This is a genomic window from Mesorhizobium sp. LNHC232B00 (assembly GCF_000502435.1).
GTDB lineage: Bacteria > Pseudomonadota > Alphaproteobacteria > Rhizobiales > Rhizobiaceae > Mesorhizobium > Mesorhizobium opportunistum.
Window position 1 is genome coordinate 191,074 of record NZ_AYWP01000004.1, and the last position, 14,101, is coordinate 205,174.

Genomic DNA, 14,101 nt, shown 5'->3' on the forward strand with positions numbered 1-14,101 from the left:
AGAACAGCAAATGAACGCAGCCATCCGTCTTCCGGTCGAGCAGGCCTACGCTGCCGAATTGCAGGCGCTCGCGCGCAATGACGACAGGCAGAAGCCCGCCGGCTGGAGCCTGTCGCCAAAGGCGGTGCTGACTTATCTGCTCGGCGGGAAGGCCGACGACGGCACGCTGATAACACCCAAATATGTCGGCCGCCGCCGGCTGATGGAAACCGCCGTGGCGACGCTCGCGACCGACCGCGCGCTGTTGTTGCTCGGCGTTCCCGGCACCGCCAAATCCTGGGTGTCGGAGCATCTTGCGGCTGCCATCATGGGGGATTCGACGCTGATCGTGCAGTGCACGGCCGGCACCGACGAGAACCAGATCCGCTATGGCTGGAACTATGCGCAGCTTCTCGCCAAAGGCCCCAGCCAGGAGGCGCTGGTGCCGACGCCGCTCTACCGCGCCATGCAGGACGGCAAGCTCTGCCGCCTCGAGGAACTGACGCGCATGGGCTCGGACGTGCAGGACACGCTGATCACCGTGCTGTCCGAAAAGATGATGCCGATCCCCGAACTCAACACGTCGATCTATGCCCAGCGCGGTTTCAACATCATCGCCACCGCCAACAACCGCGACAAGGGTGTCAACGAACTGTCCTCGGCGCTGAAGCGCCGCTTCAATGTCGTCGTGCTGCCCCTGCCGGAAGACATGGCGGAGGAAGTGGCGATCGTCTCCAAGCGCGTCGGCGAGATGGCAGGCGGTCTCGACCTGCCGGTGCCGAAAAATGTCGGCGAGGAGATCGCCCGCGTGCTGACCATTTTCCGCGAGCTTCGCTCCGGCGCGACATCGGACGGCAAGGTGACGTTGAAGACGCCGTCCGGCTCGCTATCCACGGCCGAAGCGATCGCGACCATGGTCGGCGGCCTCAGCCAGGCGGCCTGGTTCGACAGCGGGAAGCTTGGCGCTGAAGGCCTTGCCGCCAGCCTTGTCGGCGCGATCGTCAAGGATCCTGTGCAGGACAAACTCGTGCTTGAGGAATATCTGGAGACCGTGCTCAAGAAGCGGCCGGATTATGCCGGCTATTACACGGCATTGAACGCCGCGATCTGACGCCATGGTGCTCAGCGACGTTTCCTATTTTGGCATCCGCCATCACGGGCCCGGCTCCGCCGCGAGCCTGGTGCAGGCGTTGCAGGAGTTGAAACCGGTCGCCGTGCTCATCGAAGGACCGGCTGACGCTTCGGCGCTGCTGCCATTGCTCGCCCGCCCCGAAATGCAGCCGCCGGTGGCACTGCTTTGCTATCCCGAAGACGATCCGGCCTCGACCAGCTTCTGGCCCTTCGCCGAGTTCTCGCCAGAATATCAGGCGACGCTCTGGGCTGTCGCCAACAACGCGACAGTTCGCTTCGTCGACTTGCCCTCCTCGGCACGGGTCGCACCGGCTGAGGCCAAGGAAGAGGCCGTTGCCGATGAGACGAAGACCGAGGTCGAGTCCGCACTCGCACCGCATTTGCGTGACCCGATCGGCACGCTGGCGCAAGCCGCCGGCTACGAGGATGGCGAGAGCTGGTGGTCCGATATCATCGAGCAGAACTCGCAACCCGGTCCCATTTTCGCGGCAATAGCCGACGCGATGACGACGCTGCGCGAGGGCGAAGGTCCGCTTGCCGAATTCGAGGCAAGACGCGAGGCGCATATGCGGCTTGAAATCGCTGCCGCGCGCAAGGAATTCGACGGACCGATCGCTGTCGTCTGCGGCGCCTTCCATGTGCCGGCACTGCAGCCGACGCGCCCGCAGAAGGAGGATCACGCCCTGCTCAAAGGGCTTGCCCGGCGCAAAAGCACGATGACCTGGGCGCCGTGGACGGGTCCGCGTCTGGCGCTCGGCTTCGGTTATGGCGCCGGTGTCGTCGCTCCCGGCTGGTGCAAGCATCTGTGGCGCACCCGCGGCCGGCATGACGCGGCGACCCTGTGGCTTGCCATGATCGCGGCGGTGCTGAGGGCGAAGGGGCACATGGTCTCGACCGCCTCGCTAATTGAAGCCGAAAGGCTGGCCCGCACGCTGGCCGTGATTCGCGACCGGCCAAAGCCTGGTTTCGAAGAATTGCGCGATGCGGCAATCGCTGCCCTGTTCAACGGCGAAGCGGTATTGTGGGCGCTGGTCGAAGCCGAGCTGCTTTTGGGCGCCGATGTCGGTGAAATTCCGCCGGATACACCGCTGGCGCCGCTGATCGAGGACCTGCAGCGCAATCAGAAGGTCGCGCGGCTGAAGCCCGAGGCGCTGGAGCGCGAACTGTCGGTAGACCTGCGCAGCGAAAGCGGGCTGTTTCGCTCGACCTTGCTGCACCGGCTGAACATGCTTGGCGTGCATTGGGGAAAATTGACCGACAGCGGCCGCAGCCGCGGCACCTTTCGCGAGCGCTGGACCCTGTCATGGGAGCCGGAATATGCCGTTCGCCTGGTCGAGAATCTGGTCCATGGCCCGACCATCGAAAAAGCCGCTAACGGCCGGCTGATCCAGATGATCGGCGCGGCGACCTCGCTCGATGCGCTGGCAGGACTGGTTCAAGGCGCCATCACGGCAAACCTGTCGGAGGCCTCGATCGCCGGTTTGGCGGCACTGGAGGAACGCGCGGCGCACAGCAGCGAATGCCTCGAGATCCTGGCATCGGTGCCGCCGCTTGCAGATATCATCCGCTACGGTGAAGCCCGCAAGACCGAGACCGCACGCTTGTCCGGTCTGCTGGAGCGGCTGATCGTCGAAGGCGCCATCGCGCTTCCCTATGCCGCCCGCGATCTCGATGCCCAGGCTTCGACCGTCTTGGTCGGCGCGATGCGCAACGCCGATGAGGCAATCAAGCTGGTCGAACCTGGACAAGACGTTCTGGACGCCTGGCGCAGTGGGCTGGCGGCCGTGCTGGACGGATCGCGGTCCACCGCCCTGGTGGCGGGCTGTGCCGCGCATCTGCTCTACGAGGCCGGCCATCTGTCCGCCGCTGCGGCGGCTGCCCTGATCGCGAAGCGCCTGTCGCCGGGCACGCCGGTCATCGAGGCCGCGGGTTTCTTCGAAGGGTTCTTCAGCACCGCCGGTCAACGGCTGATCTATGACGAAAGCCTCCGCGGCGCAGTCGATACCTGGCTCAAATCCCTCGATGAAGACGCCTTCATTGCGCATCTGCCACTGTTGCGCCGGGTCTTTTCCCATCTGGACTCGATGGAGCGGCGGCGGCTGATCGAGGCGGTGCTCGGCCGTGTCAGACGCCTGCCGGCAGGGCTGACGCCGACGCCAGATGGTGCTGAGGCCTGGCGCCGGCATCTGGAACGGCTTGGGCCTTTGCTGATGAGCGGGAACGGCAATGGGTGACGAGGCTGATATCGGCGAAAACGAACCTGCCGTCGACGGACGGGAGCGCCGCTGGCGCCTGGCGATCGGTGCCGATGACGAAACCTCGTCGGCGCTGTCCGACACCGACAAGCGGCTGTCGGCAGCGCTCGATGCACTCTATGGCGATGGCGCCGGCGATACGGCTGCCGATCCGCGCAAGCGCCGCGGCGGGCTTGGCCGATCGGCACCACGAGTGGCGCAATGGATGGGCGATATCAGATCGTTCTTTCCCGCGCAGGTCGTGCAGATCGTCCAGAAGGATGCCTTCGAACGGCTCAACCTGAAGCAGATGCTGATGGAGCCGGAATTCCTCAAGGCGATCGAGGCCGACGTCAACCTCGTCGCCGACCTGATCTCGCTGCGCTCGGTCATGCCGTCCAAGACCAAGGACATTGCGCGAACGATCATTGCCGAAATCGTCGCCAAGCTGATGCAGCGGCTGGAACAGAAGACCGCCGAGGCGATCCGTGGCGCGCTCGACCGGTCGCAGCGCACCAACCGTCCGCGCCAGCGCGACATCGACTGGCCGCGCACCATTTCGGCCAATCTCCGTCATTATCAGCCCGAGCACAAAACCATCGTCCCGGAGAAGCTGGTCGGCTTCATGCGCAAGCAGCGAAGGCTGGTCGATCTGGATGAGGTGGTGCTGTGCGTCGACCAGTCGGGCTCGATGGCAAGCTCGGTGATCTACGCGTCGATATTCGCCGCCGTGATGGCCTCCTTGCCGGTGGTGCGGACCAAGCTGGTCTGCTTCGACACGGCCATCGTCGACTTGACCGAGGAGCTCAGCGACCCCGTCGAAGTCCTGTTCGGCGTGCAGCTCGGCGGCGGCACCGACATCAACCAGGCCGTCGCCTATTGCGCTGATCGCATCGAGCGGCCGACCAAGTCGCATATGGTGCTGATCACCGACCTTTATGAAGGCGGCAACGGCCAGGAATTGCTGCAGCGACTGGCGGCACTCATCCGCTCAGGCGTCAATGTCGTGGTGCTGTTGGCGCTGACCGACCAGGGCAGGCCGGGTTATGACCCCCAGATGGCCGGGTCGGTGGCGGGACTCGGCATCCCGGTCTTCGCCTGCACGCCGGACCTGTTTCCAGACATGATGGCGGCCGCCTTGCGACGGGAAGATGTCGGCGCATGGGCGGCAGGTGCCGACATCAAGCTGGTTCGCGCCGAGGCCAACGTTTCCCCGGCCGGCGCGTAGGCGCGTCGGCCAGCAACGCTCGGCCACTCAGGATGCCTTCTCGCCGATCAGTTCAAACCGCTCGACCTCGCATTGCCGGGCGACCAGCGCCAGGATTTCCGTCGCCGGTTCGATCGCATCGGGCTGTTTCCACTCGATATTGAACGAGTACACGAAGCGGTCGCGGCCGGGATCGTGCTCCATCATGGCGAGACGCGCGCCATAGCCAAGCGGTCGCACCATCTCCTGAAGGTCGGGCGGGGACCCATGCGCCCAGGAGACCGACAGGATCGCATGGTGGTTGCGCGCAATCCTGAGGTCGACCCATTTCAGCGCCTGAAGCGTTATCAAGGTCAGCAGGGTCGCAACTCCCGCAAGGCCGAACTGGCCGCCGCCAAACGCCAGTCCGATCATTGTCATGATCCACATCGTGGCGGCGGTGGTGACGCCGGTCACAAGATCGCCGCGGCGAAGGATGGCGCCGCCGCCAATGAAGCCGACGCCCGTCAGGACCCCGAGCGGAAGACGCAGCACATCCATGCGGGCGAAGAAGTCCGCTCCCTTGCCCGTCGTGTCGAGCAGTATGTTGGCCTGGATCATGGCGATCGCGGCCGCAAGGCCGACCAGGATCGTCGTCCGAAGCCCCGCGGTGTGGCCGCGCGCTTCCCTGTTCAGGCCGATCAGGAAACCGGCGACCATGGTGAGCAACAGGCGTGCGGCGAGATCGGGCCAGATCGGGTGAAGCGGCATGTCGCAGCAAAACGGCTCGAACATTGTGGTTCCTTGCGGCGGGATGCTTCCCGCCCTCAGTCAACACCTCGCGCACCGGTTCACCGGAGGGCGAAAGTCAGCACCAATGCCAGCACGATAATGCCGACCAGGCCGGCGATGAAGAGGACGCGCTGCGTGCACGTGCGCAGGATGATTTCGCCTTGCCGTGCATTTTCTCCGGAAAAAACCGGTCCTTCCCTGTCACGATCCTTGCTCATGACATGCTCCTTCCTGGCCCCGCGCCTTCCGTGCCTTCCTGGGCCCGTGCCTTCCTGGCATGCCGCGACACCGGAATGTCGATCTAAAAACCTTTTCTCGCTCCCGAAGTTCCGGCGGGACGCCCGGGCGGCTCGGCAAAACCACGACGCCACGCGATTTGAACGGCGACGCTTGACTCTGGCGAAGCCTTGTGAAAAATTTTGCAGCAACTGATAAAAATATCATAGGGTGGAAATGGTAGGGTTCGGCAACGGTCTCCTGCGCGACGATGAAAGCAGCATGGCGGCGCGCGCCGCGTGGCTTCATTACGCCGGCGGCATGACCCAGTCCGAGGTTGCCAAGCGCCTGGGGCTGACCAGTCTCAAGGCCCATCGCCTCATCACCAAGGCCAACCAGGAAGGGCTGGTGAAGGTCTATATCGACGGCGAAGTTTCGGAATGCGTCGAGCTCGAGGACGAACTGTCCCGCCGCTACGGCCTCGACTACTGCGAAGTCGTTCCTGATTTTGACGCCGAGGATCTGCCGCTCAAGGCGCTCGGCATCGCCGGCGCGCAGTTCCTCAAGCGCGAGATCGAACGTGGCGAGCAGGCGCTGATCGGTGTCGGCCATGGCCGCACGCTGGCCGCCTGCGTCGAATATCTGCCGCGCACCTCGACCGACCGGATTCGCTTCGTTTCGCTGCTTGGCGGCCTGACGCGGAAATTCTCGGCCAATCCGCATGATGTCATCCACCGCCTCGCCGAGCGCACCGGCGCCGAAGCCTATGTGATGCCGGTGCCGATGTTCGCCAATACGGCCGAAGACCGGACTGTCCTGCTCGGCCAGAAAGGCATCAGCGAGGTCTTCGATCTCGCCAGATCCGCCGATCTGTTGTTTGCCGGTGTCGGTACGGCCGAACGCGAGGCGTCCCTGGTCGCCACCGGCATGATCGAGAAAGGCGAGATGGAGGAGATCCGCCGCAATGGCGGCGTCGGCGAGTTGCTTGGCCATTTCTTCGACGGCGCCGGCAATGCGGTGGCGACGACCGTTTCCAACCGGGCGCTGGCTTTGGCGCGTGAGGACATTGCCAGCCGCCGGATCGTCGCCGTCGCCGGCGGCAAGATCAAGGTTCGTGCCATCAAGGCGGTGCTGGAAGGCCGCTATCTCAAGGGCCTGATAACCGACGAGCGGACGGCGCGATCGCTCGTGGAAGAGACGCCGGTCGGGTAGCCGGCAACCGTTCAGTTGAAACTACCCTGTGGAGGAGAAGACGAAATGCATGAGAAAGAGAAAGACCTCATTGACGCCTTCCTGCGCGGACAAGTTGACCGTCGCGGACTGATCAAGGGCCTGGGTGCGATGGGCCTTGCCGCCGGCACCGCCGGCACGCTGCTCAATCTGGGGCAGACCCGGGCGCTCGCCGCCGACTTCGACTGGCAGGCGCACAAGGGCAAGACCATCAAGCTCCTGCTCAACAAGCATCCCTATGCCGATGCCATGATCGCCGATCTGGAGAACTTCAAGCAGCTGACCGGCATGAACGTCGTCTATGACGTGTTCCCCGAAGACGTCTATTTCGACAAGGTCACGGCGGCACTGTCGGCAAGCTCGCCCGAATACGATGCCTTCATGACCGGCGCCTACATGACCTGGACCTATGGTCCCGCAGGCTGGATCACCGACCTCAACGAATGGATCAAGGATCCGGCCAAGACCAACCCGAACTATGCCTGGGACGACTTCCTGCCCGGCGTCAGGAATTCCTGTGCCTGGAACGGCAAGCCGGGCGGTGCGCTGGGTTCGGAGGACGCCAAGCAGTGGTGCATTCCGTGGGGCTTCGAGCAGAACAACATCACCTACAACAAGGGAATGTTCGACAAGGCGGGCGTCAAGGTGCCCGGCAACATGGACGAGATGGTGGCCGCCGCGGCCAAGCTCACCAAGGATGTCGGCGGCGGCGTCTACGGCATCGGCGTACGCGGCTCGCGCTCCTGGGCGACGATCCATCCGGGCTTCCTGTCGGCCTACGCCAACTTCGATCAGAAGGACTTGAATGTATCGGCCGACGGCAAATTGTCGGCCGCCATGAACACCGCGCAATCCAAGGCTTTCCACAAGCAGTGGGTTCAGATGATCCAGGAGAGCGGCCCCAAGGACTGGTCGACCTACACCTGGTATCAGGTCGGAACCGATCTCGGCGCCGGCGCCTCGGCCATGATCTTCGACGCCGACATCCTCGGCTACTTCATGAACGGCGGCGACAACAAGATGGCCGGGAAGCTTGCATTCGCCTCCTTCAAGGCCAACCCGGACGCCAAGGCGCCGACGCCGAACATCTGGATCTGGTCGCTGTCGATGTCCAACTTCTCGAAGGACAAGGACGCTACCTGGTACTTCATGCAATGGGCCTCGGGGCCGGAGCATGGGCTGTTCGGCGCCACCAAGATGGACTTCGTCAATCCGGTCCGCCAGTCGGTCTGGAAGGACGAGATGTTCCGCGAGAAGCTGAACAAGAGCTATCCCGGCTACGTCGAAATGTTCGACGCTTCGGCGCCGGGCGCCAGCATCAAGTTCACCGCGCAGCCGCTGTTCTTCGACCTCACCACCGAATGGGCGGCAACGCTGCAGAAGATGGTGTCCAAGGAGGTGCCGGTCGACGAGGGCCTCGACAAGCTGGCCGAAAGCATCAACGGCCAGCTCAAGGAAGCCGGTCTCGGTTAAGTCGCAACGAGGACCGGCCTGCTTGGCGGGCCGGCCCTCATAACGCTTTTTTTGTTTGCGATGCGGTGCCTTGAGCATCGGACCCAAAAGTGGAATCCGGTTTTGGGAAACTCCGATGCTCGAGAAAAAGCGAGCATCGGACCCAAAAGTGGAATCCGGTCTTGGGTCCGATGATCGAGAAAAAAAGCCCGCCATTTCGCCCGACCGGTCGCCTTGCTCCCTTGGGCGGCCGGCAGGGGCGAAGCGACAGTAACAACGGAGCAGCTCGATGACTGCGGTGGTATCGCAAAGGCACAAGCCATCCGGCTTCAGGATCAGCAAAAGGGTGCTGCCCTATGTGCTCAGCCTGCCGGCCTTGCTCGTCTGCATCGGCATCCTGATCCCGTTCTTGACCTCGGTGGTCTATTCGTTCCAGCGGTACCGGCTGAGCCAGCCCTGGGCGCGCCAGTTCAACTGGGGCGACAACTACATCTCGTTCTTCACCGACCCGAAGTTCTGGAACACGCTCAAGGTCTCGCTGCTCTATGCCGGCACCACCGTCGTGCTGGAACTGCTTCTGGGCCTCGCCATCGCCCTGCTGCTGCAGAAGCGCTCGACGCTGAACAATTTCATCTCGATCATGCTCTTGATGCCGCTGATGACGGCGCCCGCACTTGCCGCGCTGATGTGGAAGCTGATGACCAATCCCGGCTTCGGCGTGCTGAGCTATCTCGCCAGCCTGATCGGGCTGCAGGATTTCCGCTGGGCCTCCTCGCCGTCGACGGCACTGTTCACCGTCGTGCTCGTCGACATCTGGGTCTACACGCCCTTCATCATGATCCTGCTGCTTGCCGGCCTGCGCAGCCTGCCGACGCAACCCTTCGAGGCAGCCGCGCTCGATGGCGTGCCGCGGAGCTTCGTCTTCTTTCGCATCACGCTGCCGATGCTGACGCCCTATATCCTGACGGCAACACTGTTCCGGCTGCTCGATTCCATCCAGCAGTTCGATATCATCTATGCCATGACGCAGGGCGGACCGGGCGACACGCTGACCGTCTTCCAGGTCGAGGCCTATCTCAATTTCTTCCAGTCGACCAATGTCGGCCGTTCGGCGGCGCTGATGATCATCCTGTGGGCGATCACCTATTTCCTCTCCAACATCTTCATCAAGAACTGGCTGCGGCTGCGCGAACGCGCCCGTGGACAGGCATAGGAGGCGGCGATGGAACACACCTCGCTTCTCGAACGCATCCTGCGCGGCGTGGCGCTGACGCTGGTCGTGACCTTCTTCATGTTCCCGATCGTCTGGATCTTCATGATGTCGTTCCAGACCAACGAGACCATCCTGCGCATTCCCCCGCAGCTGATCTTCGAGCCGACGCTCGCCAACTACACCGCGCTGATCACCGGCAAGCTGATGACCGCCGCAGGCACGCTCGACATCGCCTTCATGCGCAATTTGTGGAATTCGGTGTTCCTGTCGGTGACGTCGGTCGCGGTCTCGCTGCTGCTCGGCGTGCCGGCGGCCTATGCCTTTGCGCGGCACAAATTTCGCGGCTCGGAGGACATCGCCTTCACGCTGCTGTCGTTCAAGTTCGCGCCGGCGCTGCTGGTGCTCCTGCCGCTCACCCTCTATTTTCAGAAGCTGGGGCTCGCCAACACCTATATCGGGCTGATCTGGGTCTACCAGCTGATCTGCCTGCCGCTGATCCTGTGGATCGTGCGCGGCTATTTCGAGGATATTCCGGCCGACATCGAATATGCCTATCGCATCGGCGGCCATTCCTGGTTCGCCACCTTCCGCAAGATCGCGCTGCCGCTCGCCGGCCCCGGCATCGCCGCCGCCGGCCTGCTCGCCTTCATCTTCGCCTGGAACAATTTCGTCTTCGCGCTGGTGCTGGCCTCGGCCGACAAGCAGCCGGTGACGGTCGGTGCGCTTGCCTTCATCACTTCCTCGGGCATCCAGTACGGCCAGATTTCGGCGGCCATCGTGCTCTCGATCACGCCGACCCTGGCGCTTGCGCTGTATGCGCAGCGCTATCTCGTCGAAGGCCTGTCGCTTGGCGCGGTGAAAGGATAGATATGGCCAGCCTCGAACTTAAAAATGTCGTCAAGCGCTACAAGAGCCAGACCGTGCTCGACAATCTGTCGCTGACGGTTGCCGACGGCGAAACCCTCGTCCTGTTCGGACCCTCTGGCGCCGGCAAGACGGTGCTGCTGCGGCTGGTTGCCGGCGTCATCGACCCGGACGAAGGCAAGATATTCATCGGCGGCGACGACATGACCGATGTCGATGCGGAGTTCCGCGGCGTCGGCATGGCGTTCCAGAATTTCGCGCTGTTTCCGCATATGACCGCCTTCGACAACATCGCCACGCCGCTGGCGGCCAAGCGTTCGTCGCAAGGCACGATCAAGGCCGGCGTCGAGAGCGTCGCCAAGCTGTTGAAGATCGGCCATGTGCTTTCCCATAAGCCGCGTGCGCTCTCCAATGGCCAGAAGCAGCGTACGGCTCTTGCCCGCGCTTTGGTCGGCTCGCCGCCGCTTCTGCTGCTCGACGATCCCTTGCGCAATGTCGATGCCAAGCTTCGCTTCGAGATGCGCCTCGAACTGCCGCGCCTGCTCGCCGATCGCGGTGCCACCGTCGTCTACGTCACCCAGGACTACAAGGAAGCCATGGCGCTCGGCGACCGCATCGCTGTGATGTCGCAAGGCGTTATCAGGCAGCTCGGCACGCCCGAGCAGATCTATCGCGAGCCGGCCAACATCGAGATCGCGCGGCTGTTCGGCGATCCCACCATCAACCTGCTCGACGTCAAGCCCGCGCGCGACGCCAAGGGCATCTATGTCGGCCTGTCCAACGTTCAGGTGCATCTGGCCGGCGCCTATGAAACGGCGGTCGGCCGTGACTGCGTGATCGGCCTGAGGCCCGAAGCGCTTGGTTTCGTCGAGGAAGGCGTGCCCGGCGCCATTCCGGTGACGGTCGAGGCCGAGACGCCGCTCAACGAAAAGATCGTCACGCTGGTGCGCACGGTGCGCGGCCGCGAGATCCTGGTCTCGCGCCCGGCCGGAACGCCGGGTCGCAGCGAAGGCAAGGCCCATATCGCCGTCGACGGCAAGAGCGCCTTGCTGTTCGATCAGGCGAGCGGCGACCGCATCGGCTCCAAGAACGTCCTCAATTTGCGCAGCGGAGAAGCGGCATGAGCCCGAGCGCACTCACCATTTCCGGTGTCGACAAGTTCTATGGTCCGATCGACCGGGGCGTTCATGCCGTCAAGAACCTGACGATGGAAATCCGTAAGGGCGAGATCGTCGCCCTGCTTGGCTCGTCGGGTTGCGGCAAGACCTCGACGCTGCGCATGATCGCCGGCTTCGAAGAGGTGTCGCGCGGTGCGATTTCGGTCGGCGGCCGGCAGGTGCACACTCTGCCGCCGGTCAGGCGCAACGTGGCGATGGCCTTCGAGGGTTATTCGCTTTATCCGCCGCTGACCGTGCGCGAGAACATGGCCTTCGCGCTCAAGGCGGCAAGGCTGCCGAAGAGCGAGGTCGACGCCAAGGTCGCCAGCATCGCCAAGTTGCTCGAGATCGAGGACATACTGGAGCGCTATCCGAGCTCCATCTCCGGCGGCCAGCAGCAGCGCGCCAGCCTTGGCAGGGCGCTGATCCGGGAGGCCGACCTGCATCTGCTGGACGAGCCGATGGGTCAGCTCGAACCGCAGCTTCGCGCCGTGCTGCGCGGCCGCATCAAGCACTTCATCAAGGAGCGCGGCCTGACCGCGATCCTGGTCACCCACGACCAGACCGAGGCCAATGCGCTTGCCGACCGCATCGCGGTGATGGAGGGCGGGGTGCTGCAGCAGTTCGACACGCCGGACCAGATCAAGGAGCGTCCCGCGAACCTGTTCACCGGCACCTTCGTCGGCGAACCGCCGATGAACGTCTTCGAGGCCTATGTCGGCGCCACTGCCGGCCGCATCAGCCTGCGGCTGCCGGACGGCCTGTCGCTCGACTACGACAAGGACGCCTTCAGCGCTCCCGTCCGCGATCAGCTACTTAGCCGCGAGCGGGTCGTCATTGGTATCAGGCCCTACGCCGTGCGGCGCTCGAAGGAGGGCGTTCCAGCAAGGGTTTCCGCCAACCAATGGCTTGGCGACCAGACCCATATCGCCGCCGACTTTGCCGGCGGTTCGCTGGTCCTCGTCGAACATGACCGCACGCGCTTGGATCTGGGTGCGCCGATCAATGTCAGCATCGATCCCGGGAACCTGCACGTCTTCGACCAGGCGAGCGGCAATGCCATCTCGCACGGCAGGGAGCTTGCGTGATGGGTGACGTCTTGATCGGCATCGATGCCGGCACGTCGATCATCAAATCCATCGCCTTCGACACGGCGGGCCGGCAGATCGCCGCCGCCGCGCTGCCGAACCACTATGAGACGTTGCCGGGCGGCGGCGCCGAACAGGATTTGGCGCGAACATGGAGCGATGCCGCCACAACCTTGCGCCAGCTCGCCGACAAGGTGCCCGATCTCGCCAGCCGGACCGTGGCAATCGCGGTGACCGGGCAGGGCGACGGCACCTGGCTGATCGACGGCAAGGGCGAGCCGGTGGCGAAGGGCTGGCTCTGGCTCGACGCGCGCGCGGCGGCAATCGTCGAGGAAATCCGCGCGCGTCCCGAGGATCGGCTGCGCTTCGAAAAGACCGGCAGCGGGCTCGCCGCTTGCCAGCAGGGCTCGCAGTTCGTATTCATGAAGCGCAACATGCCCGAAATGCTCGGCAAGGCGGCAACCGCGTTCCACTGCAAGGACTGGCTCTATTTCAAGCTGACCGGCGAGCGCGCCACCGACCCGTCCGAGGGAACCTTCACCTTCGGCGACTTCCACACCCGCGACTACAGCGACGAGGTGCTCGACGTGCTCGGCGTCGCCGATCTCAGGCACCTGCTGCCGCCGATCGTCGACGGCACAAGGCACAGCACCGGCCTGTCGCAGGCGGCGGCGGACGCCACCGGGATGCTTGCCGGCACGCCGGTGGTGCTCGGCTATGTCGACGTCGTCTGCACCGCTCTCGGCGCCGGCCTGCTCGACCGCGAGCGCAAGCCCGGCTGCTCGATCATCGGCTCCACCGGCATGCACATGCGGCTGGCCGAGACCCCGGACGATGTGCAGCTCAATGAAGCGGCGACCGGCTATACGATGGCAATGCCGGCGCCCGGCGTGTTCGCCCAGATGCAGTCGAACATGGCGGCGACGCTCAACATCGATTGGGTCCTTGGGCTCGCCTCGGGCATCCTCGCCTCGCAAGGCATCACCCGCAGCAATGGCGAGATGATCGCGCTGGTCGATGCCTGGATCACGGCCTCGCAGCCGGCCTCGCTGCTCTATCAGCCCTATGTGTCGGAGGCCGGCGAGCGCGGACCGTTTGTCGATGCGAATGCCAGGGCAGGCTTCGTCGGCATTTCCTCGCGGCACGGCTATGCCGACCTCGTCCGCGCCGTCTTCGAGGGGTTGGCGTTCGCCGCGCGCGACTGCTACGCCGCCATGGGCCCGCTGCCGCGCGAGGTCCGCCTCACCGGCGGCGCCGCCAGAAGCCCGGCGCTGCGCAAGATACTGGGAGCTGCTTTGGGCGCCGACATCCGCACCAGCGCGCGTGAGGAGGCGGGTGCCGCGGGTGCGGCGATGATCGCCGCGGTCGGCGTCGGGCTCTACCCGTCGATGGACGCGTGCGTCGGCGAATGGGTGACGCCGCTGCTCGGTGATGCCGAGCCGAGCGACCGAAGCCTCGCCGCGATCTACGACAAGATGACCCCATCCTACATGTTGGCGCACCAGGCGTTGCGGCCGGTCTGGCGCGCGATGGCTTCAGTGCAGGCAAATTGAGAAGTC

Annotated in this window: 12 protein-coding genes; 10 read left to right on the forward strand and 2 right to left on the reverse strand. The window is 64.3% G+C overall.

The features are described 5' to 3' along the window. Window positions 1-10: 10 nt before the first annotated feature. From X743_RS160460 to X743_RS160450, 3 genes are read left to right on the forward strand one after another with little or no spacing between them, the layout of a single operon-like run. Window positions 11-1,090, forward strand: coding sequence for an AAA family ATPase (locus X743_RS160460; RefSeq protein WP_023764798.1), 1,080 nt, complete (start codon window positions 11-13; stop codon window positions 1,088-1,090). A gap of 4 nt (window positions 1,091-1,094) precedes the next feature. Then, window positions 1,095-3,344 (forward strand): DUF5682 family protein, encoded by a 2,250-nt coding sequence (locus X743_RS160455; RefSeq protein ID WP_023764799.1) that lies wholly within the window; start codon window positions 1,095-1,097, stop codon window positions 3,342-3,344. After that, window positions 3,337-4,572 carry a VWA domain-containing protein gene (locus X743_RS160450; RefSeq protein ID WP_023764800.1) on the forward strand — a complete coding sequence of 412 codons (1,236 nt, stop codon included), beginning with the start codon at window positions 3,337-3,339 and terminating at the stop codon, window positions 4,570-4,572. Before X743_RS160455 ends, X743_RS160450 begins: the two co-directional genes overlap by 8 nt. Before the next feature lie 27 nt (window positions 4,573-4,599). Here the strand turns inward: X743_RS160450 and X743_RS160445 are convergent, their stop codons facing one another. Both X743_RS160445 and X743_RS160440 read right to left on the reverse strand, forming a co-directional pair. Further along, window positions 4,600-5,325, reverse strand: a complete 726-nt coding sequence (locus X743_RS160445; RefSeq protein ID WP_023764801.1) for an MgtC/SapB family protein — start codon at window positions 5,323-5,325, stop codon at window positions 4,600-4,602. A 56-nt stretch (window positions 5,326-5,381) separates the two neighbouring features. Continuing rightward, the gene (locus X743_RS160440) at window positions 5,382-5,540 is read right to left on the reverse strand and encodes a hypothetical protein (RefSeq protein ID WP_023764802.1); all 159 of its coding nucleotides are present in this window, start codon (window positions 5,538-5,540) and stop codon (window positions 5,382-5,384) included. 235 nt (window positions 5,541-5,775) lie between these two features. Between X743_RS160440 and X743_RS160435 the strand changes: the two genes are divergently transcribed. The 7 genes from X743_RS160435 (at window position 5,776) to X743_RS160405 (ending at window position 14,095) form a co-directional block, all read left to right on the forward strand. Beyond that, on the forward strand, window positions 5,776-6,750 hold the full coding sequence (locus X743_RS160435) for a sugar-binding transcriptional regulator (RefSeq protein ID WP_023764803.1): 975 nt from the start codon (window positions 5,776-5,778) through the stop codon (window positions 6,748-6,750). A 45-nt stretch (window positions 6,751-6,795) separates the two neighbouring features. After that, a complete protein-coding gene (locus X743_RS160430) occupies window positions 6,796-8,241 on the forward strand; it encodes an extracellular solute-binding protein (protein WP_013896838.1) in 1,446 nt (481 codons plus the stop codon). A gap of 268 nt (window positions 8,242-8,509) precedes the next feature. Continuing rightward, window positions 8,510-9,433 carry a sugar ABC transporter permease gene (locus X743_RS160425; protein WP_023764804.1) on the forward strand — a complete coding sequence of 308 codons (924 nt, stop codon included), beginning with the start codon at window positions 8,510-8,512 and terminating at the stop codon, window positions 9,431-9,433. Window positions 9,434-9,442: 9 nt separating this feature from the next. Further along, window positions 9,443-10,300 (forward strand): carbohydrate ABC transporter permease, encoded by an 858-nt coding sequence (locus X743_RS160420; protein ID WP_023764805.1) that lies wholly within the window; start codon window positions 9,443-9,445, stop codon window positions 10,298-10,300. A gap of 2 nt (window positions 10,301-10,302) precedes the next feature. Further along, on the forward strand, window positions 10,303-11,421 hold the full coding sequence (locus tag X743_RS160415; protein ID WP_023764806.1) for an ABC transporter ATP-binding protein: 1,119 nt from the start codon (window positions 10,303-10,305) through the stop codon (window positions 11,419-11,421). Beyond that, window positions 11,418-12,542 (forward strand): ABC transporter ATP-binding protein, encoded by a 1,125-nt coding sequence (locus tag X743_RS160410; RefSeq protein WP_023764807.1) that lies wholly within the window; start codon window positions 11,418-11,420, stop codon window positions 12,540-12,542. The genes X743_RS160415 and X743_RS160410 overlap by 4 nt, the downstream gene beginning before the upstream one ends. After that, window positions 12,542-14,095, forward strand: coding sequence for an FGGY-family carbohydrate kinase (locus X743_RS160405; RefSeq protein ID WP_023764808.1), 1,554 nt, complete (start codon window positions 12,542-12,544; stop codon window positions 14,093-14,095). The genes X743_RS160410 and X743_RS160405 overlap by 1 nt, the downstream gene beginning before the upstream one ends. Window positions 14,096-14,101: the final 6 nt, after the last annotated feature.